We start from the raw sequence: 19240 nt of genomic DNA on the forward strand, positions 1-19240 counted from the left end.
TCGCGGGCCTGCGAAACCCGTCAGGCGAACCGCGACATGAGCGTCTGGACGCTCGCGACGTACCGACGGGTGTCGGCGTACATCCCGTTGCGCTGCACGCCCGCCAGGCCCTGGTAGTAGCCGGCGATCGCCGTCGGCAGGTCCGGGGCGGTCTTGACGAGCTGACGCAGGATGGCGACGCCCGCGGTGACGTTGTCGCGCGGGTCGAGCAGGTTGAGCTCGCGGCCCACCAGGTCCGACGCCCAGTCACCCGAGCTCGGGATGACCTGCATCGTGCCGATCGCGTTGGCGGGGGAGACCGACGCGTGGTTGAAGCCGGACTCCTGGTAGGCGACCGCGAGGGCGAGCGCGGGGTCCACGCCCATGTCCCTGGCCGTCTGCGCCACGAGGGACTTCATCTCCTCGCGGCTCGGCACGCCGACCGAGCGCAGGGTCGCGAGGTTCTCGTTGGCGGCCGCGACGACGTGGGCCGGGTAGGTGCGCCCGGCGAACGTGCTGCCGACGGCGCCGCCCGCGGGGGCGGGAGCCGGGGCGCCCGTCGCGGCACCGGGGATGCTCAGGACCTGCCCGACGCGGATGAAGGCGCGCGAGTCGAGCCCGTTGGCGCTGACGATGGCGGCGACGGTGGTGCCGTAGCGCGTGGCGAGGGCCGAGACGGTGTCGCCGGAGACGACCGTGTGCGTGCCCGCGGCCGGCGCGGGTGCCGCGGCCGGCGCCGGGGCCGCGGTGGTGGGCGTGGCACCGGGGACGGTGAGCACCTGCCCGACGCGGATGAAGGCGTGCGAGTCGAGCCCGTTGGCGCTGACGATGGCGGCGACGGTGGTGCCGTAGCGCGTGGCAAGGGCCGAGACGGTGTCGCCGGAGACGACCGTGTGCGTGCCCGTCGGCACCGGCGCGACCGGTGCCGGGGCCGGCGCCGCGGTGGGGAGGCTGAGCACCTGACCGGCGCGGATGAACGCCCGCGAGTCGAGGCCGTTCGCGGCGACGATGGCCTGGACGGTGACGCCGCTGCGGCGCGCGATGTGGCTGACGGTGTCACCCGGCTGGACGACGTAGTCCTCGGCGGCGGCGGGGACCGCGGTGGCCGTCAGCGTCACGGCGGCCAGGGCGAGGCCCACCCCACCGCCGACGGAGCGGCGCAGGCAGGGAGAGGAGGCGGTGCTCGGCATGTGATGTCCTCGGGCTGTCGGCGCGTGTGACGCATGTGACTGATGTGACTGGAGTGACAGAAGTGCACGCTACCCGAGCGCGCCGTCGGGCGGAAGGTCGACGCCGCCACCCGTACGCTGACCGGGTGATCGACGGAGTTGAGAGCTGGCTGACCCTTCCCGACGTGGCCGAGCGCCTCGGCACGGACGTGGGCCAGGTGCGACGCCTCGTGCAGGACGGGGCCCTCGTCGCGCTGCGGCACCCCGACGGCATCCGACGGGTGCCGGAGCGCTTCCTGGTGCAGGCCGACGGCGCCTGGCGCACCGTGCCCACGCTCCCGGGCACGCTCGTCCTGCTCGCCGACGCCGGCTTCTCCGACGAGGAGGCGGTGCGCTGGCTCTTCTCGCCCGACCCCACCCTCACGCCCGTGGGCTGGCCCGACGGCGCGGTGCCGGCGCCCATCGATCTCCTCGCCGCCGGACAGAAGACCGAGGTCCGTCGACGGGCTCAGGCGCTCGGGTTCTGAGCCGCGCCGTCAGCGCGGCCGGTCGCCGTCAGCGCGGCGGTCGCCGTCGGCTCGTCAGGCGAGCCGCTCGACGGCGGCGCGGCCGAGCCGCGTGAGCATCGTCCTCCCCGGCTCGGCCAGCTCAGCGGCGCCGAGCTCTGCGAGGGCCGGCCGGGCGAGCTCGTCGATGAGCGTCTCCACGTCGGTGACGGCCCCCGTGCTCCGCAGGATGTCGCGGAGGGCCTCGACGTCGTCGGCGGAGAGGTCGCGCCGCCCCAGACCGCTCAGCAGCGCGGCCCGTCCGGCGTCGTCGGCCCGCTGGATCGCGCGGGCGACCAGCACCGTCCGCTTGCCCTCCCGCAGGTCGTCGCCGGCGGGCTTGCCGGTCGTCGCCGGGTCGCCGAAGACGCCGAGAAGGTCGTCGCGGAGCTGGAACGCCTCGCCGATCGCGAGGCCGGCTCGCCCCACGAGGGCGAGCGCATCGGCGTCGGCTCCCGCCACGGTCGCGCCGAGGACCATCGGGTGCTCGACGCTGTAACGGGCGCTCTTGGCCCGCACGACCGTCCTGGCCTGGTCCTCGTCGGCACGCGGATCGGTGCCCCAGGGCAGCGCCTGCGCCAGGACGTCGCGGTACTGCCCGACGATGACCTCGGCGCGCATGAGGTCGTACACCGACCGCGCCGCGGATCGCACCTGTGCGGGCAGCGGGTCGACGGCCGCCGCGAACGCGCGGTCCGCCGCGATGAGGGCGAGGTCACCGAGCAGGATCGCGGCGGCCTCGCCGAAGCGGGCCGCAGGCCCGGTCCGGCCGTGCTCGGCGTGCTGCGCCGCGAACACCCGGTGTGCGGCCGGCCGGCCGCGCCGGGTGTCGGAGTCGTCCATGACGTCGTCGTGCACGAGCGCCGCGGCCTGGAACAGCTCCAGCGCCGCACCGATGCCGAGCAGCGTCGCGCGCGACGCCGAGGCGGCGTCGGACCGGCCGCCCGCGGCGGGAGCGTGCGCCCGCCAGGACCAGTAGCAGAACGCGGCGCGGAACCTCTTGCCGCCCGTCGTCGCGGCGCGGAGCTCGTCGATCATCGCGTCGGCCCCGACGTGGGCCAGGTCGTGGGCGAGCGCGTCGACCACCGCTGCGACCTGGGCGTCGACGCCGGCGCGCACGTCATCGACGTCGACGAGGGCGGGGGAGGTCACGGGACAAGCCTAGTGAGCCGGGGCACCCGCCCGGCGCGGCTGAGCGACGCGCGTGCGCGTCCTCAGGACTCCGAGGTGCGCACGCGACCGCCGATCGTGACGGTCCGTGCGCCGTCGACGTCGAGCACGCCGATCGAGACCACCTCGTCGCCGCCCGAGCGCACGAAGGTCACCTGCGCGGCCAGGTCGCTGTCCGCGGTCTCGCCGGTCACCTCGGAGAAGCCGGCGGCGGTCAGCGCCCCGCGGTAGAGCTCGAGCAGCTCGGCGGCCGTCGCCGCCGTACGCAGGTTGAGGGACACCTCCTGCACGTCCGCGTTGCCCACGGGGACGGCCGAGGTGACGAGGATGACGGCGTCTCCGGGGACCGGCAGGAGCTCGATCGGGAAGCCCTCGACGAGGTCACCGACCTCGGAGTACTCGTCCGGCTCGGCGGTCACCAAGGGCTCGGGGGAGGTGGCCGTCGGCTCCGGCGTCTCAGGCGCCGACAGCGTCGTCAGGTCCTCGGCCGCGGCGGCGTCCGCACCGGCGTCCGCGCCGGCGTCCGTCGGGTCGTTGCCGCCGGCGCAGGCCGCGCAGGCCAGCACGAGCAGCGTCACGACGGTGGAGCGGGCGCGGGCGACCGTCGCGCCACGACCGGCGCGACGGGCGGCACCGGCGGCCCACGAAGCCATGGCTCAACCGTATCCCGGGGTCACGGCATCCACAGGACGCCGCACCCGGGTGAATTCCACAATCCGGGCGGCCCGGACGGGCCCGTTGCCGGCGTCTGCGCTGACATGCGTGCCATGCCGACGACCATCCGTACCAGCGACGTCCGCGAGGTGCTCGCCCTCGTCCCCTTCCAGCTCGGGTTCCGACCGACCGAGAGCGCCGTCCTCATCAGCCTGCGCGGTGCGCGGTCCCGGGTGGGCCTCGTCGTCCGGGTCGACCTGGCGGACATCGCCGCCGACGCCGACAACGGCTGGACGGCGCGCACGCTCGTGGGCCACGTGGTCGCCGACGGCGCGCGACGCGCCGTGGCCGTGCTCTACACCGCGGCGGACCTCCAGTCCGCCGTCGGCGGGAGCCTGCCCCAGGCGGCGCGCGAGAGGACCGCACGCGTCGCGGCGCGCGTGCTCGCTGACGCGGCCGCGGACTCCCTCGGCGAGCTGGAGACGTGGGTCGTCGGCCCGCGCGGCTACTACGCCCTGGGCTGCACGGACCCGGGGTGCTGCCCGCCGGGTGGCCGGCCCCTCGACGAGCTCCAGGGCACCCGGATCGGGGCGCAGATGGTGCTGGACGGCCAGCTCGTCGCGCCCACGCGCGAGGACCTCGTGCGGCTGCCCGACACGTCCGCCGAAGCGCGGAAGGCCGCTCGCCGGGCGCGGGCGCGGTGGGCGGCGCGCGGGGCAGCTGCGGGGCCGGGGGCCCAGGCGCACCGCTGGCGGCGCGACGGGCTGGCGCTCTGGCGCTCGACGCTCGCCGACGTGCTCGAGGCGTCGGGCGGGGCCGGCGGTTCGCAGCGGCTGCCTGCCGTCTTCGGCGGCTCGGTCCCCGGTGTGCCTGCCCCCACGGGCACGGGCCGGCTGCTGGCGGCCCTGGACGACGTGCTCGTGCGCGACGCCGTCCTCCTCACGTTCGTCGAGGGCAACGAACGGATCGCGGACCGCCTCGTGGCCGGGGAGACCGGGCCCGCGATCGGGCAGGGCATCGCCGCGATCACCGACCCGGTCCGCGGGAGGCACCCGGACCTGCGCCGCGTCGCCGGCGCCCGTGCGGTGCTCGAGCACGTGGCCGCGCACGCCACGCGCGGCCGGCACGCTCCCGCGCTCACGCTCCTGGCGGTCCTCGCGTGGTGGGAGGGCGACGGGGCACGGTCGGGCGTGCTGGTCGACCGCGCCCTCGACGCGGATCCGGAGTACCGCCTCGCCGTCCTCGTGGACGAGGCGCTGCGCACCGGGATGCCTCCCGGCTGGGTCCGTGCGAGCCGGGCCGGCTGACGGCCGGTCGCCCGAGCGGCCGCACCGCGTGCTCCGGAGACGCCGCCGTGCGCGGTCCTGCGCGCGGGCCGACCCTTCGGCCCGGTTTCCGGTAACGTCGCGGAGCATCGGTGCGGCACGGTCAGGAGGCACGATGAGCGTGATCGTCGGGTACGTGCCGACGCCCGAGGGCGATGCGGCCCTCGATGCGGCGATGCACGAGGCGCAGGCGCGGGGCACGCGAGTGATCGTCGTGCTCAGCGAACGGGGGCACCGCTTCGGGGCCGAGGCCGCCGAGCTCCAGGGCTACGCCGACGACGTGCGTCAGCGGCTCGACGACGCCGGGCTGGCGCACGACGTGCGGCTCACGAGCCGCGGTCGCGACGTGGCGGACGACATCATCGCCGCAGCGACCGAAGGTGGGGGAGAGCTCATCGTCATCGGGCTGCGGCGCCGCAGCCCGGTGGGCAAGCTGCTGCTCGGCTCGAACGCCCAGCGGATCCTGCTCGACGCGCCGTGCCCCGTGCTGGCCGTCAAGCCCGCCGGCTGAGGACGCACCGGAGCGGCCTCTTCGGAGGTTGTCGGGAACTCGCGGACGTTACAATGGAAAGTCCCTACCGCGGACCTTCTCCCCGAGCCCGGCGCTGCCGAAAGGTTCTCTGTGTCTTTCCACACCCCAAGCACCTCACTCCCGCGCGAGTTCCAGCACGCTGCGCTGCGTGACCTCCTGCGGGACGGACGAGCCACCGGGACCGTCGACGCCGTGACGCTGCACGCAACGTGCGAGGCGGCGGGCGTCGCGCCGGCTCGGATGCCGGCGATCCTCGCCGGCCTGGCGGCCGTCGGCATCACCGTGCGCGCCGAGGCCGGTGCAGTGGCGGCCGCCGCCGCGCGCCGGACCGCCACGGCCGAGCGTCCGGCTGCCGCCGGCAAGGCCGCAGCGGCCAAGCCCGCGGCGAAGAAGCCCGCCAAGGGTGCCGCCGCGCCGGTGGCCGACGGCGACGACGAGCTGGAGTCGGACGACGTCGAGCCCGAGGAGATCGAGCCCGAGGAGGTCGCGGAGGAGGACGTCGCCGCGGACCTCGAGGTGGAGGAGACCGAGGAGTCGGACGAGGCCGCCCCCGCCGAGGACGAGTCCACCGACGAGGACGCCGAGGAGGCGGCCCCGGCCGTTCCGGCCGCCGCCTCCGAGGAGGACGAGGACACCGGCTTCACGTACTCCGACGCCGACGACGACGACGCCCCGGCGCAGCAGGTCGTGACGGCCGGCGCCACGGCGGACCCGGTCAAGGACTACCTCAAGCAGATCGGCAAGGTCGCCCTCCTCAACGCCGAGCAGGAGGTCGAGCTCGCGAAGCGCATCGAGGCCGGTCTGTTCGCGGAGGAGAAGCTCGCCGCGAGCACGGCCCTGGAGCCGAAGCTGCGCCGCGAGCTCGAGTGGATCGCCGCCGACGGCCGTCGGGCCAAGAACCACCTGCTCGAGGCGAACCTCCGCCTCGTCGTCTCGCTCGCCAAGCGCTACACCGGCCGAGGCATGCTCTTCCTCGACCTGATCCAGGAGGGGAACCTCGGCCTCATCCGGGCCGTCGAGAAGTTCGACTACACCAAGGGCTACAAGTTCTCGACGTACGCCACCTGGTGGATCCGGCAGGCGATCACCCGGGCGATGGCCGACCAGGCGCGCACGATCCGCATCCCCGTGCACATGGTCGAGGTCATCAACAAGCTCGCGCGCGTGCAGCGCCAGATGCTCCAGGACCTGGGCCGCGAGCCCACGCCGGAGGAGCTGGCCAAGGAGCTCGACATGACCCCCGAGAAGGTCGTCGAGGTCCAGAAGTACGGCCGCGAGCCGATCTCGCTGCACACCCCGCTGGGCGAGGACGGTGACAGCGAGTTCGGTGACCTCATCGAGGACTCCGAGGCTGTCGTCCCCGCCGACGCCGTGAGCTTCACGCTCCTGCAGGAGCAGCTGCACCAGGTGCTGGACACCCTGTCCGAGCGTGAGGCGGGCGTCGTCTCGATGCGCTTCGGCCTCACGGACGGCCAGCCCAAGACGCTCGACGAGATCGGCAAGGTCTACGGGGTCACGCGCGAGCGGATCCGGCAGATCGAGTCGAAGACGATGTCGAAGCTGCGCCACCCGAGCCGCTCCCAGGTGCTGCGCGACTACCTCGACTGAGGCAACCGGGCTCCGACGGGCCTTCGTGCAGGTCAGATGCCCTTTCCGGGTGCCTGACGCGTCGAGATTACACCCGCACAGCGCTTCTAGTCCAGATATCGGCTAGACTCGGGTCATGCCGAAGCGACCACCCGCCGTCGACCTGGCCGCGCTGCTGCCGTCGTGGGCCCTGTCGCTGCGCGCCGAACGGAAGTCCCCGGCCACCGTGAAGTCCTACACCGACGGTGTTCGGGGCTTCCTAGCGTGGTGCGAGGAGACCGGGACGCCACCCGTGCTCGACAAGGCCACCGTCAACGGCTTCACCGCCGCGCTGCTCGAGGCCGGGCGCGAGCCCGCCACCGTGCGGTCCCGCCAGCTCGGGGTGCGCAGGTTCGCCGCGTGGCTGGCCGACGAAGGGGAGATTCCCGCCGATCCGCTGCTCGGGATCAAGGCCCCCAAGCTCGACGCGAAGGTGATCGAGCCGCTGACCGATGACCAGATCCGGGCGCTGCTCAAGGCCTGCCGCGGGGACGACCTGCGCGACCGCCGGGACACCGCCCTCATCCGGTTCATGGTCGAAACGGGGGCGCGCGCGGGGGAGACGGTGGCGCTCGCGCTCGCCGACGTCGACCTCATGGTCGGTGTCGCGATCGTCCGCCGGGGTAAGGGCGGGAAGGGGCGTTCGGTCCCGTTCGGCCCGCAGACCGGCCAGGCGATCGACCGCTATGTCCGCGCCCGGCGGAACCATCGGCTCGCGGGCACGCCCGCGCTGTGGCTGGGCGACCGCGGCAAGGCGTTCACCTACGACGCCCTGCACAAGTCGTTGGCCGAGCGCGCAGCGCGCGCCGGCATCGTCGGCTTTCACCCGCACCTACTGCGGCACACGGCCGCGCACCGATGGCTGGCCCGAGGAGGGTCCGAGGGTGGGCTCATGGCCGTGGCGGGCTGGTCAGCCCCCGACATGCTCGCCCGGTACACGCGCGCCCGGGCGTCCGAGAGGGCCGCTGCGGAGGCGCGCGGCCTCAACTTGGGGGACTTCTAGCACGTGCTCTGTGCGACGTCAAGAGTGCGAGTTGCGAACCTACTTGCAAGCGTGTAAGTTGGCATCATCAAGAACGGCTGAGTTGCTTACTGGCTGGTCCAGGGGACCGGAGAGCCGCGAACCGGAGGCGTAGAGCGCCGGTTCTGGGTCCGGGCCCGACTGGATGGGCGGACGCTCCCGTAGTGGAGACGCGCCGAGCGACGTAGCACCGCAAGACGCGGCGCTTCGTTTGCTCGGCGTTCGTGTTTCCTAGGGAGCACGGAATGGCCGCCACACCCTCTGAGCGCACGCTGGCAGCGCAGGTCGCTGCGCACGAGTCCTGGGCCCACACCCCTGACCGCACCGCCCGCACCGCACCCGCGCGCGCCGCCCTCATGGCGAGGTTCGAGCGCGAGGTCGACCCGGACGGCACCCTCCCGCCCGACGAGCGCGCCCGGCGTGCCGAGAGCAAGCGCCACGCGTACTACTCGCGCCTTGCCCTCAAGTCGGCCCGGTCCCGCCGCCGCGCCGCCGAGTGGCGGGAGCGCGCCGACGCCGCTGAGGCCGAGGCGGAGCTCGCCGCCCTGACGGCGGCGGTCTAGTTGAGGGCCGCCAGAGACGCCGCCGCCCCCGAGGGTGGACACCTCAGGGGCGGGGCAGAGATCAAGGCTGGCGGGCCTGAGACCAGTGTACCGCCGTCGGCCGTGGCCATGTGGCTCGACGCCTGGGACGCCGGCCGCGCCGTGGGTGACGCCGAGGGACACCAGCGCGGCCACGTCGAGGGCTACGCACTCGGGCACACCGACGGGCGGGCCGAAGCGCTCGCCGAGGTCGAAGCGGCCGAGGCTGCTCGCGATGACGCTCTGGTGCGGTCGATCGCATCAGCCGCCGCCCAAGGTGCTCCGTTCGCCGAGCTCGCCGCCCGCAGGGGCGATCACGCCCGCGCCGAGGCGCAGCGCCGGACTCTCCGGGATCGGGGGGTCGCATGAACGTCGACCCGTACGCAGACCTCATCCTCACCTTGGAGGAGCCTCCCGACGCAGGACCGGCCCAGCCGGCGCGCACCTGGCCAACCGTCGCTCCCGTCGGTTCCGTCGCTCCCGTCGGTTCCGTCGGTTCCTCAGGGGAGGTCCTAGACCGGGTCCGCGGGTGGCTGGGGCGCTTCATCCTCACCGTCCACGACGCCGACCTCGACGTACTCACCCTCTGGGCCGCCCACACGCACCTTGCCGTCGAGACCTACACGACACCGCGACTGGTAGTGGACTCGCCAATCCCCGGCGCCGGCAAGACCACCGTCCTCGAGCACCTGTCACGGCTGTGCCTTCGGCCGGTTCAGGCGGCATCCCTGTCGAGCCCGGCGATGCTCGCCCGTCTGCTCGACCGGGAGCTCCGGACCATCCTCATCGACGAGGTGGACCGGAACCTCAACCCCAAGAGGGAGGGGGTCGAGGACCTGATCGCCGTCCTCAATGCCGGTTACAAGCGCGGAGCCACGCGCCCCGTGCTCGTCCCGATGAAGGACGGGTGGGACGTGCGGGAGATGCCGACGTTCGCCCCTGTGGCGATGGCCGGGAACGCCCCGAACCTTCCCGAGGACACGCGCAGCCGGACGATCCGCGTGCTGCTGCTCCCGGACCTTGAGGGGCGCGTCGAGGCGAGCGACTGGGAGGAAATCGACGTTGACGCGACCGACCTCGGTGCGGCGCTCGCCGAGTGGGCCGACGTCGTCCGCGACATGGTCCGCACGACTCGCCCCGCGATGCCTGAGGGGTGCATCGGCCGAGCCAAGGAGCGATGGGCTCCGCTGCGCCGCGTCGCGGAAGCCGCGGGAGGGCGGTGGCCCGAGACGGCGGACGCGCTGATCGTCCGCGACCTTCACGAAGCCGCGATGGACCGCGAGGACGGCATGGTCATCACCCCGCCCGCCGTCGCCCTACTCCGGGACCTTCACGAGGTGTGGCCGCCCACCGTCGGATTCGTCCCGACCAGCCGCCTCGTCCCGGACCTGATCGCCCACAACCCTCGCATGTGGGGCGCAGAGTCCTCCTACGGCAAGGCGCTCACCTTCCAGCGGCTCGGCCGGATGCTCGCTCAAGGCTTCAAGGTGAACAGCGCCCGCCAGGGCGACGGCCCGCGCGGGTACTACCACCAGGCGCTCGCGCCCGTCTGGCGCCGGATGGGCGTGACCCCCCGAGACGAACCGACGGGACCGACGGAACCGGCCGAACCGACGTCTACTTCCAAGCGACCGGGCGAGGTGACCCCGTGAAGACGTACCGCTTCCACTACTGCCGCCGTCAGCACCGCACCTGGCGGGCCCTCGCGACGTGCATGTTCCCCCGCGCCGCATGGATCACGGGAGACGGCCCGTTCGCGGTCCTCGCCTGGTGCGGCGTCACGTCCGTCACCCTGCACGCCGACACCGACGCCGCGACACGCGCGCTCGAGATCGTCAACGCGAGCGGGTGCGGCGGCCGATGCACACGGGATCACGAGCTGGTCCGCCTCGACCTCGACGCACAGACACCGACTGACCGGCGCACCGTCAAGATGCACCGCCGCGCGGTCCTGGCCGAGGCGTCCTGGTGAGCGCCGACCGGGCGGAGGCCCGCCGCGCGCTGCTGGACCTGCTCGACGCCCACGACACCGCCGGCAGGCCCATCCCCTGCCGACAGGACCCGGACCCCGCGTGGACGTCCGACGAACCCGAGGACCAGGCCGTAGCGGCGCGACTGTGCGCCCGATGCCCCGCCCTCGACCAATGCCGCGCATACGGCACCGCATTCCCAAAAGAATGCGGCGTCTATGGCGGCGAAACCGAATTCGACCGGCGCAAACGCGCCAGGAAGGCAGGCTGATGATGGACATGTGGACCCCGCCCCAAGGGGCGACGCCGCAGCAGTATTCGGGCCCAGCCGACCCCCGAAATGGGCCCCAGCGGATCGGAGAGAAGTTCGCCGACCTGACCCGTCAGATGCGCGACGGGCTCAACCACCTCCTGCAATCCGCGGGCATCAGGGTCGAGCCGGGCAAACTCATCATCGAGGGCGACCTCGAGGTGCCCAACGGGTCGATCCGAAACGACTTCCTCGAGTCCCCGATCGAGGCCCGCTCATTCTTCGACACCGCCTCCGGATTCGACCCGGCCGTGTCGTCGTTCCAGGTCGAGGCATCCGTCACCCTCACCGTGCCGGCCGACCGGACCAAGGCCATCGTGATCGCGAACGGCGGTTACGGCATCCGGAACACGACCCCGTCAACCGGGACCATGATCCACGGCCGATGCAGCATCGGCGGGTACGCGGGCCCGGTCGACTCGGCGTACTCCGAGCCAGGGCGCCGCGACACCGGGGCCCCGTCCTACGCGATCACCGTCCCCAGCCTCACCCCCGGCGACACGCTCACCGTCGAGCTCCAGTGCTACGGGTCCGCGGACTTCGTGGCCGACGCGGACAACTTCGCGACCCTGACGGGGGTGGTCCTGTGGCTCCGCGCATGAGCGCCGACGCCCCCGAGGCCGCCGTCCTGGCCGTGCACGGCCGACGCGTCGAAGTCGCCTGCCCCTACTGCGGCAACGCCCACAGCCACAGCGTCGAGCACCTCGGCACCCCCGAGCGCCACGCCCCCGGGTGCGGCATGTTCACCAGCCCCCAGCACCGGCTGACCGGCTACTGGATCCGAACCGAAGGGAAGACCCGATGACCACCAGCAACCGGCACCCGATCACCCAGCTCCTCCGCTGGGCCGCCCTCGGCAACACCGTCAAGGCAACCGACCTCGACGAAGCCGACGTCCCCACCGGACGCCGGGCCGACGTACTCGCCGCGATCCCCGCTCTGCGCGCACAGCACGCCACCGGAGACCAGAAGGGCGCACAGGACGCCGCCGACACCGCAGCGGCCCGCATCATCGCGACCCTGCCCCCCGACCACGGCCCCCGCCGCGAACCCCTCCCGGACGACCCGCGCGCGCTCGCCGCCCGCATCGTCCCCAGCCATTGACCCGAGAGGACCAACGATGACCACCACCACCGGCCCCGCCGTGATGATCGACCGCCTGCCCAAGGGCATCACCCGCTGGGCACCCGTCTACCTGACCAACCTCGACCGGCAGCCCACCCGCAAGGGACACCGGCCCCTCACGCGGTACACGCTTCACCACCACGGCGACCCCCTGAACATCTGGCGCGTCGGCCTCGCCACCCTCGGCCTCACCGACCCCACCGACGCCACCCGCCTCGCACTCGAGGCCCGCCGGATGCGCGCAGAAGCCAGCACCACCACCGGCACGACGGCCCAGCGCGACGACCTCGCCCGTCAGTACGCCGCCGGAGCGCTCACCGTCGCCGACGTCGTCACCGCCACCGCGGGAACCTCAGCCGCAGCCCTCGCCCGCACCCAGGACGCCAACCGCGCCCGTGCCGTCATCCTCGCCGCCGCCATCGACACCCAGAACGCGGCCCGCCGCGCCCTCTGTGACGCCGGAGACGCCCTCATCACCGACCTGCTCGCCCCCGAGGCCGCCCGCATCCTCAAGAGCGCGGGAGGCAAGGCACCGAACATCACCGACCTGACCGAGCGCTGGAACCTCGTGCACGACCTCGCCGCCACGCTCCGAGGGTGGGCCGCCCACACGGCCGGCGGACGACGCGAGGACTACGCATTCGTACGCCCCGACCTCGTGCACGAGTGGCGCTGCAACCACGCTCAGCGCGTCCGCGAGACCGCGCGCGACATCGACCGGCGAGCAGGACTCGCACGCATCGCACTCGTCACGGTCGGCGCCCCCGCGCTCGACCTGGCCGTCATCACAGCCCACGCCGACGAATGGACCCCCGGCGTCTTCACCGCAGCACAGGTGCTCGAGCACGCGAGCGAATGGGAACGGCTGTGACCCACCTGGGGGAGGACTCCCCTGCGGCGGCTCCGTACCGCTGGTGATAGCCGGGCCGGTCCAGCGTGCTGGCGGAGGCTCGTTTTTTCAGGTTTCAACTATCTAGGGCAAGGTGGTCGGAAATGGCTGAGCGTTCCCTTCGGGTGATCCTCAGGGCCGAGGTCCAGCAGTACAAGAGGGACTTGGCAGAGGCGGAGAACGCGACGAAGCAGTTCGCGGACAACGTGACCAACTACATCGCGGAGCACCGCGCGGACATCGACGCCCTGGCCAACAAGGTCGGCGTCCTGGGCCTGGCGATGGTGTCGGCCGCGGGTGCAGCGATCATGAAGTTCGCGGACTTCGACGCAGCCGTCTCGGCCGTGGCCGCGACGGGTGACGACGCGGCAGGGAGCATCGACGCGTTGCGGGTCGCCGCGATCGACGCTGGCCAAGAGACGGTGTTCTCGGCCACGGAGGCTGCTGGGGCGATCGAGAACCTGGCCAAGGCTGGTGTGTCGGCGGCTGACATCCTCTCTGGTGGCCTTGACGGTGCGCTCAACCTTGCCGCTGCCGGCGGGCTCGACGTGGCGCAGGCGGCCGAGATCGCCTCTGTGGCCCTGACGCAGTTCGGCCTGAGCGGTTCGGACGTGACGCACGTTGCGGACCTGCTCGCCGCGGGTGCGGGCAAGGCGATGGGGGACGTTACCGACCTGGGGCAGGCGCTCGCGCAGGGCGGCCAGGTCGCCGCACAGACGGGCCTGACGATCGAGGAGACGACGGCGGCCCTGTCGGCGTTCGCTTCGGCCGGTCTGCTCGGTTCGGATGCGGGCACGTCCCTCAAGACGATGTTGCAGAGGCTCACCCCGCAGTCGGCGGAGGCGCAGCAGACGATGGACGAGCTGGGGATCTCGGCTTACGACGCTCAGGGGCAGTTCGTGGGCCTCGAGACGTTCGCGGGGCGCTTGCAGAACGGCCTGCGGGACCTGACCCCGGAGGCCCGCAACGCTGCCCTGACCGTCATGTTTGGTTCGGATGCGGTGCGGGCCGCGTCGGTGCTGTACAACCAGGGCGCCGAGGGCATCCGGTCGTGGACCGAGGCGGTCAATGACCAGGGGTACGCGGCGGAGGTCGCGGCGACCCGGATGGACAACCTCAAGGGCGACGTCGAGCAGTTCACAGGGGCGCTCGAGACGGCCCTCATCAAGGCCGGGGAGGGCGCGGACGGGCCGCTCCGGAGCCTGGTGCAGTCCGCGACTGACATCGTGAACGCGTTCAGCGAGCTCCCGCCTGGGGTGCAGAACGCGACGATGGCGATCGTCGGCGGGGGCGGCCTGGTGCTCCTCGGGGTCGCTGGGATCGCGAAGTTGACGATCGCTGTAACGGAGACCATCACGTCTCTCAAGAACCTGTCGACGGCGGCGAAGGTCTCTGGCGGGGTCGCGGCTGCGGCCCTGGCCGTCGGCACGGTCGCGCTGGTCGCGTGGGCGGACGAGGCCGCGAAGGCTCGGGCGCGCACGCAGGAGTTTCAGGCGACGCTGGACGAGTTCGGGAACACGACCGCGGAGACGATTCGGCGGATCAACGAGAACCTGACTGCGGGCACGGGCAACCAGATTGACGAGTGGCTGCGGCGGGACATGCCGTCGGCCATCGCGCTCGCGGAGAAGTTCGGCATCGCGGTCGAGGACGTCCAGGGGTACATCCTTGGCGAGGCGGAAGCGATCGAGCGCGTCAACGCGGGCATGTACGCGTACTCCCAGGCGCACGGCAACGGTCAGGAGCTCGTGGACTTTGCCATTGCGATCAACAAGCAGGCCGCGGCACTGACCGATGCCGAGCGCGCGCAGGCCGAGAAGCAGCGGGCCGACGAGGCGGCGGGTGTTGCACAGGATGACCTGGGCGCGGACTACGACGCGACCACGGGTGCGATCGAGGGTCAGACGTCGGCGCTCGCGGACATGATCGAAGCCCAGATGCGGGCAGCCGGGATCGTCATGGACGTGATGAGCGCGCAGGCTCAGGCGGAGGCCGCCTACGACGACGCCACGGCCGCGATCGAGGAGCACGGGGCGACGCTGGACCTGTCGACTGAGGCGGGGCGTAGCAACCAGGACGCGCTGCTCGGGATCGCGTCGGCCGGCTGGGATCTCGTGGACTCGATGCGGGAGAACGGGGCCGCACAGGGGGAGATCACGCAGACCATGCTGGCGACCCGGGACCGGTTCGTCGAGGTCGCGGAGAAGATGGGTCTCACGACGGACGAGGCGGCGGCGCTCGCGGATGAGCTGGGCCTGATCCCGACGAGTGTCAGCGTCGCGTTCGACGCAGACACCACGGCCGTCGTCAAGGCTGGGGAGCTCGTGAACGAGATCATCCGGCAGATCAACGGGAAGTCCGCCACCCTCCGGATCTACTCGAATGGTCCCGGCCTCACGCCCTACGTGACGGGGCTCGCTGACGGTGGCCCGATCCCGGGCCCGTTCGTTGGCTCGACTGCGGACAACGTACTGATCCGGGCGACGCCGCGGGAGTACATGCAGCCGGTGGCCGCGCACGACTACTGGGGCACGGGGTTCATGGACGCAGTGCGCCGGATGGACCGTGCCGCGGTGGCGTCGCAGGTCCAGGGCCTTGCGTACGGCGGTCAGGTAGGGATGCCCGTCTATGTCGCAGGATCTCAACCGGCCGCCTCCGGGCGGCCCTCCGTCAGCGTCACCATGGAGAACGTCAACGCGGCCGACCCCCAGGAGGCGGCCCGGGCTATCCGCGACGAGTTGTCCTGGGCAGTGGGAAGGTTCTGACCATGACGAGCGCGCAGACCTACCTGGCCCTTGCGGTGCAGCACTTCCTGGCCGACAAGGGCATGTCTCAGGCGGAGTTCGCGGCCAGGATCGGCGCCCGCCCGTCGGACCTGTCCCGGCGCCTGGCGGGTGATCGTCCCTTCGAGGATCGCGACGTGCCGAGGCTCGCCGCGGGCCTCGGTGTCACGCCCCGCGAGCTGATCGACAAGGCGAAGGCGCTCGGCTGGCAGTCGACTCAGTCCGCCGTCAGGGCGAAGATCCAGCAGATCCGCGATGGCGACTGACTTGTTCGCATCCAAGTAGAACAACAACACCGCCCCCCGACCCGTGTGGGCCGGGGGGCGGCTGCGCGACCGGGGGGCTTAGGCGCCTGTCGTGGCGAGTGTGAGGACCCGGTCCAGGAGGCGGTCGGCGGCTGCCTCGCGCTCGTGTTCGTCCATGCCGGCGCTGACGAACGCGATGTCGTTCGCAGCGTCGTAGAGGACGGGTTGCGGTAGGACGGCGTCGACCTCGACGACCGTGGTCCCGAGGGCCCGGCAGACGGCGAGTGCGTTCATGACTTCCCCTCGATGACCGCGGCGGCCTCGATGAGCGCCGCGGCGGCCTCCCGAAGCTCGGCGGGAGCCGCGTCGCCAATGCGCAAGGACCCTTGCGCTCGCGGGTTGCGCCACGGGTTGTACGGGTCAAGCCCTCGGCCGAGAACCCTCGGGCCGTAGTACTCCCGGATCTCGACTGACCGGCGGGTGCCGTCCCACAGCACCTGGCCGAACGGGACGTCTCGCGTGAAGCACCCGGAACCGGGCCCGTACGTCTCGTGGCCCGTCGCCCACGCAGGCGCGGTGGCAGGTCGGCGCCTCATCGTCCGGCCCCCGCGTCGACAAGGTCAGCGGCGGCCGTGAGAGCCACCGCGACGGCACGGGCCTGGGCCGGGGTGAGCATCGTTGCCATGGTGCCGTTGTCGACCGTCACGTGCGGGTCATCCGCGTAGCCGTCGGAGGCCGTGAACTGCTCTGCGCGAACGGTGAGCGCACCGTCGATCGCGGGGACCGCGGTGCTCGGGCCCGTGATGAACTGCGAGCTCTCGCCGTCGCGCTCCATGATGACGTCGCGCACGCCGACGGCCCATGCGGGGTGGGTGGCGGGCGCGGGAGCCGTGCGTGTCATGCTGGTCATGGTCGAACTACCTCCTACTAGGTGGTTGGACTTGCCCCGGTCGGCCTTCCCGCTGGCCGGGGCGCTTTCGTTGATCGTTCCGTCAGGGTGCGACAGAGACGACGTGCCCGGCGTACTCGGGGCACACGTGCGCGATGGCGAGGTTCCAGAGGTCGGCCCTCGCAGGGGCGCCGTTGTCCCAGGCGTCCCACCACGACGCGGGCGCCCCCGCGTCGCAGATCTGCTCGGCCTTAGCAACGAACGCCGCTTCGGCCAACGTCGGGGTTCCCGGGTACAGGTCCCGGTACTCGGCGAAGAACTCATGCCCGGGATCGGGCCGGGTGAGCAACAGCACTGCGGCGACCGCCAGTGCTGCAAGGATGAGGACCGCGATGACTCGCCGCCGCGTGGTGCTCATGGTGCGCTCCCTCAGTCGGGGATATTCGCACCCACAGCGCTCCTGACCTGCGCGCTCGCCCTGCGCTACCGCACAGCGCATAGCCCTCTAGAGTGCGCGACTACCTCGACTGACGTCGCCCCGCGGGGCCGCGTCGCCCCGCGGCCGTGCGTCCGGGGCGGCGCTCTTGACCGCCCGCGGTGGGAGACTGGGACGTAGCGGTGGGTTCCCGGCATGGTGGAGGCCGCCATGTTCGTCTTCGGTCTGCTCTCCCTTCTCGTCACCGTCGGTCTGCCGATCCTGGTGGTCGTCCTCGTCCTGCGCGCGAGATCGGGGCGAGCGGGCCGGCCGGCCGACGGCGTGAGCATCCGGCGGTTCTTCCAGTACCTGCTCCTGTACGTCCTGACGGTGGTCGCGGTCACCGGCGTCGCGGACCTGCTCGGTCGGGCCGTGGGCGGTGCACCGGCCACGGCCGACGAGGGTGAGCTCGCGCGCGTCCTCGCGTTCGCCGTCCTCGGGGTCCCGATGGCGGCCGGCGTCGCCGCATGGACCCGTCGCGGCCTGCGCCGTGACCCGGGCGAGCGCGCCTCGACCGCCTGGGCGTTCTACCTCTGGGCGGCGTCGCTGACCGCTCTGGGCGTGGCCGCCGCCGAGGCGCAGCAGGGCCTTGCGGCCGCCTTCGCGGGGCGAGCGGACGCGGCGCCGCTGGTCCGGGCCCTCGTCTGGCTGTCGGTCTGGACCGTGCACGTGCTCCTCGGTGAGCGGACGCTCACCGTGTCGGCGCGGGCCCCGCACCTGGCGGCCGGGTCCCTCGTCGGCCTCGTCCTGACCGTGACCGGCCTCGTGCAGCTCGGCGGGACCGCGGGGCGCCTCGCGCTCGACACCGGCCACGCGGTCGTCGCGCAGGACGTCGCCAACGCGGGCGCGCTCGCCGTCGTCGGCGGGCTCGTCTGGTCGGCCTACTGGTGGGGTCGGTACCGGCGGGCGGAGCCCGACCGGCTCTGGCTGGCGTACGTGCTGCCCGTCGGCGTCGGGGGGCCCTTCGTCGTGGCCCTGGTCGGGGCCGCCATCGCGCTGGCCGCGGTCGGAGTGTGGTTCCTCGGGGAGCCCGACGAGACCTCGGCTGCGGCGCACTTCGCCGGCGTCCCGGGGGCCGCCACCGCCGTCGTCGTCGGCCTCTGCGCCTGGTGGTACCACCGGCGGGTGTTCTCCCGCGCCGCGCCGCCCGGCCGGACGGAGATCACCCGCGCGCACGAGCACCTCATGGCGGGTATCGCCCTGGTGACGGCCGCGCTCGGCGTCGTCATCGGGCTGCGCGCCGTCGGTGACGCCGTCGCGGGCGCCGCGTCCGACCCGCCGGCGAACACGTTCCTCCTCGCGGCCACGCTGCTCGTCGTGGGAACGCCCGTGTGGTGGCACTTCTGGGGACGGGCCCAGCGCGAGCGCCGCGCCCAGCCTGACGTGGAGGTGCGCTCCGTCACGCGGCGGCTCTACCTCTTCCTGCTCTTCGGAGTCGGCGCGCTCACCGGGGTCGTGGCGGTGCTGGTGACCGGCTTCGTCACCATCGAGGCGGCGCTGCGCGGCGACCTTGGCCGGGCCACGCTGACGGACGTCGGCACGCCCCTGGCGCTGCTCGTCACGGCGGCGGCCGTCTCCGGGTCCCACTGGGTCGTGTACCGCGAGGATCGGGCACTCGCCGTCGACCGCGTGCCGGCCGCGGCGGCGCCGACCTTCCCGCGCGACGTGCTCCTGCTCGGGCCGGACGACGACGCCCTCGTCCGGTCGGTCCACGACGCCGGTGCCCGCGTGGAGGTGTGGGTGCGGCCGCCGGAGGCGGTCCACGGAGCCGGCTGGGACACGGCCGCCGTGCTCGGTCTCCTGGCGCAGCACCCGGGCGGGGCGGTGGCGGTGGTGCTCGACGACGCCGGCCCCTCCGTGGTGCCCGTGGAGGCCGTGCGCCGGCCCTGGGTGCGGGCCGGGGCCGAGCCTGGCCACGACGTCGGGCGGGACCGCCGAGCGCAGTGAGCGCG

Annotated in this window: 24 protein-coding genes; 17 read left to right on the forward strand and 7 right to left on the reverse strand. The window is 72.9% G+C overall.

What is annotated here, in order from left to right; all coding sequences use genetic code 11:
- Nucleotides 1–20: 20 nt before the first annotated feature.
- Nucleotides 21–1169: a lytic transglycosylase domain-containing protein gene (locus AFE02nite_RS02135; RefSeq protein WP_034248552.1), complete on the reverse strand. Its 1149-nt coding sequence runs from the start codon at nt 1167–1169 to the stop codon at nt 21–23.
- 62 nt (nt 1170–1231) lie between these two features.
- Here AFE02nite_RS02135 and AFE02nite_RS02140 point away from each other — a divergent pair, with 62 nt between their 5' ends.
- Entirely contained in the window at nt 1232–1675 is a 444-nt protein-coding gene (locus AFE02nite_RS02140) for an Rv2175c family DNA-binding protein (RefSeq protein WP_407643059.1), read from the forward strand.
- A 54-nt stretch (nt 1676–1729) separates the two neighbouring features.
- Here AFE02nite_RS02140 and AFE02nite_RS02145 read toward each other — a convergent pair whose 3' ends face one another.
- Both AFE02nite_RS02145 and AFE02nite_RS02150 read right to left on the reverse strand, forming a co-directional pair.
- The gene (locus AFE02nite_RS02145) at nt 1730–2845 is read right to left on the reverse strand and encodes a polyprenyl synthetase family protein (protein WP_034248548.1); all 1116 of its coding nucleotides are present in this window, start codon (nt 2843–2845) and stop codon (nt 1730–1732) included.
- 62 nt (nt 2846–2907) lie between these two features.
- Nucleotides 2908–3516: a hypothetical protein gene (locus AFE02nite_RS02150; protein WP_052114002.1), complete on the reverse strand. Its 609-nt coding sequence runs from the start codon at nt 3514–3516 to the stop codon at nt 2908–2910.
- A gap of 114 nt (nt 3517–3630) precedes the next feature.
- On the opposite strand from AFE02nite_RS02150, the gene AFE02nite_RS02155 reads away from it, so the two are divergent.
- The 15 genes from AFE02nite_RS02155 to AFE02nite_RS17250 all read left to right on the forward strand — a co-directional run bounded on the left by AFE02nite_RS02155 (nt 3631) and on the right by AFE02nite_RS17250 (nt 15945).
- The gene (locus AFE02nite_RS02155; protein ID WP_186814448.1) at nt 3631–4824 is read left to right on the forward strand and encodes a DUF4192 domain-containing protein; all 1194 of its coding nucleotides are present in this window, start codon (nt 3631–3633) and stop codon (nt 4822–4824) included.
- A gap of 133 nt (nt 4825–4957) precedes the next feature.
- Nucleotides 4958–5353 carry a universal stress protein gene (locus tag AFE02nite_RS02160; protein WP_034250061.1) on the forward strand — a complete coding sequence of 132 codons (396 nt, stop codon included), beginning with the start codon at nt 4958–4960 and terminating at the stop codon, nt 5351–5353.
- Between the two features lie 111 nt (nt 5354–5464).
- Nucleotides 5465–6982, forward strand: a complete 1518-nt coding sequence (locus AFE02nite_RS02165; RefSeq protein ID WP_146818990.1) for an RNA polymerase sigma factor — start codon at nt 5465–5467, stop codon at nt 6980–6982.
- A 115-nt stretch (nt 6983–7097) separates the two neighbouring features.
- The gene (locus AFE02nite_RS02170) at nt 7098–8003 is read left to right on the forward strand and encodes a tyrosine-type recombinase/integrase (RefSeq protein WP_146818991.1); all 906 of its coding nucleotides are present in this window, start codon (nt 7098–7100) and stop codon (nt 8001–8003) included.
- A 263-nt stretch (nt 8004–8266) separates the two neighbouring features.
- The gene (locus tag AFE02nite_RS02175; RefSeq protein WP_052113542.1) at nt 8267–8584 is read left to right on the forward strand and encodes a hypothetical protein; all 318 of its coding nucleotides are present in this window, start codon (nt 8267–8269) and stop codon (nt 8582–8584) included.
- A gap of 102 nt (nt 8585–8686) precedes the next feature.
- Nucleotides 8687–8971, forward strand: coding sequence for a hypothetical protein (locus AFE02nite_RS02180; RefSeq protein WP_034244682.1), 285 nt, complete (start codon nt 8687–8689; stop codon nt 8969–8971).
- Nucleotides 8968–10254: a DUF3631 domain-containing protein gene (locus AFE02nite_RS02185; RefSeq protein WP_146818992.1), complete on the forward strand. Its 1287-nt coding sequence runs from the start codon at nt 8968–8970 to the stop codon at nt 10252–10254. The genes AFE02nite_RS02180 and AFE02nite_RS02185 overlap by 4 nt, the downstream gene beginning before the upstream one ends.
- The gene (locus AFE02nite_RS02190; RefSeq protein WP_034244681.1) at nt 10251–10574 is read left to right on the forward strand and encodes a hypothetical protein; all 324 of its coding nucleotides are present in this window, start codon (nt 10251–10253) and stop codon (nt 10572–10574) included. Before AFE02nite_RS02185 ends, AFE02nite_RS02190 begins: the two co-directional genes overlap by 4 nt.
- Nucleotides 10571–10843, forward strand: a complete 273-nt coding sequence (locus AFE02nite_RS02195) for a WhiB family transcriptional regulator (RefSeq protein ID WP_186814449.1) — start codon at nt 10571–10573, stop codon at nt 10841–10843. The genes AFE02nite_RS02190 and AFE02nite_RS02195 overlap by 4 nt, the downstream gene beginning before the upstream one ends.
- 116 nt (nt 10844–10959) lie before the next feature.
- Nucleotides 10960–11484, forward strand: coding sequence for a hypothetical protein (locus AFE02nite_RS02200; RefSeq protein WP_034244679.1), 525 nt, complete (start codon nt 10960–10962; stop codon nt 11482–11484).
- On the forward strand, nt 11481–11687 hold the full coding sequence (locus AFE02nite_RS02205; RefSeq protein ID WP_034244677.1) for a hypothetical protein: 207 nt from the start codon (nt 11481–11483) through the stop codon (nt 11685–11687). The genes AFE02nite_RS02200 and AFE02nite_RS02205 overlap by 4 nt, the downstream gene beginning before the upstream one ends.
- A complete protein-coding gene (locus tag AFE02nite_RS02210) occupies nt 11684–11986 on the forward strand; it encodes a hypothetical protein (protein WP_034244675.1) in 303 nt (100 codons plus the stop codon). The genes AFE02nite_RS02205 and AFE02nite_RS02210 overlap by 4 nt, the downstream gene beginning before the upstream one ends.
- A gap of 16 nt (nt 11987–12002) precedes the next feature.
- Nucleotides 12003–12878, forward strand: coding sequence for a hypothetical protein (locus AFE02nite_RS02215; protein WP_034244671.1), 876 nt, complete (start codon nt 12003–12005; stop codon nt 12876–12878).
- A gap of 65 nt (nt 12879–12943) precedes the next feature.
- Complete coding sequence (locus AFE02nite_RS17985; RefSeq protein ID WP_146818995.1) at nt 12944–15661, forward strand: phage tail tape measure protein; 2718 nt, start codon at nt 12944–12946, stop codon at nt 15659–15661.
- A gap of 2 nt (nt 15662–15663) precedes the next feature.
- Nucleotides 15664–15945 carry a helix-turn-helix domain-containing protein gene (locus tag AFE02nite_RS17250; RefSeq protein ID WP_034244669.1) on the forward strand — a complete coding sequence of 94 codons (282 nt, stop codon included), beginning with the start codon at nt 15664–15666 and terminating at the stop codon, nt 15943–15945.
- A 78-nt stretch (nt 15946–16023) separates the two neighbouring features.
- Here the strand turns inward: AFE02nite_RS17250 and AFE02nite_RS02230 are convergent, their stop codons facing one another.
- The 4 genes from AFE02nite_RS02230 to AFE02nite_RS02245 form a co-directional block, all read right to left on the reverse strand.
- Nucleotides 16024–16218 (reverse strand): hypothetical protein, encoded by a 195-nt coding sequence (locus tag AFE02nite_RS02230; protein ID WP_034244667.1) that lies wholly within the window; start codon nt 16216–16218, stop codon nt 16024–16026.
- Nucleotides 16215–16520 carry a hypothetical protein gene (locus AFE02nite_RS02235; protein ID WP_034244661.1) on the reverse strand — a complete coding sequence of 102 codons (306 nt, stop codon included), beginning with the start codon at nt 16518–16520 and terminating at the stop codon, nt 16215–16217. Before AFE02nite_RS02235 ends, AFE02nite_RS02230 begins: the two co-directional genes overlap by 4 nt.
- Nucleotides 16517–16825 (reverse strand): DUF6907 domain-containing protein, encoded by a 309-nt coding sequence (locus tag AFE02nite_RS02240; RefSeq protein WP_034244659.1) that lies wholly within the window; start codon nt 16823–16825, stop codon nt 16517–16519. Before AFE02nite_RS02240 ends, AFE02nite_RS02235 begins: the two co-directional genes overlap by 4 nt.
- A 91-nt stretch (nt 16826–16916) precedes the next feature.
- Entirely contained in the window at nt 16917–17231 is a 315-nt protein-coding gene (locus tag AFE02nite_RS02245) for a hypothetical protein (RefSeq protein WP_034244656.1), read from the reverse strand.
- 213 nt (nt 17232–17444) lie between these two features.
- On the opposite strand from AFE02nite_RS02245, the gene AFE02nite_RS02250 reads away from it, so the two are divergent.
- Complete coding sequence (locus AFE02nite_RS02250) at nt 17445–19235, forward strand: DUF5671 domain-containing protein (protein WP_034244654.1); 1791 nt, start codon at nt 17445–17447, stop codon at nt 19233–19235.
- The last annotated feature ends 5 nt before the right edge of the window (nt 19236–19240 follow it).

Source organism: Actinotalea fermentans, from assembly GCF_007991475.1.
In the GTDB taxonomy this organism is placed as follows: domain Bacteria; phylum Actinomycetota; class Actinomycetes; order Actinomycetales; family Cellulomonadaceae; genus Actinotalea; species Actinotalea fermentans.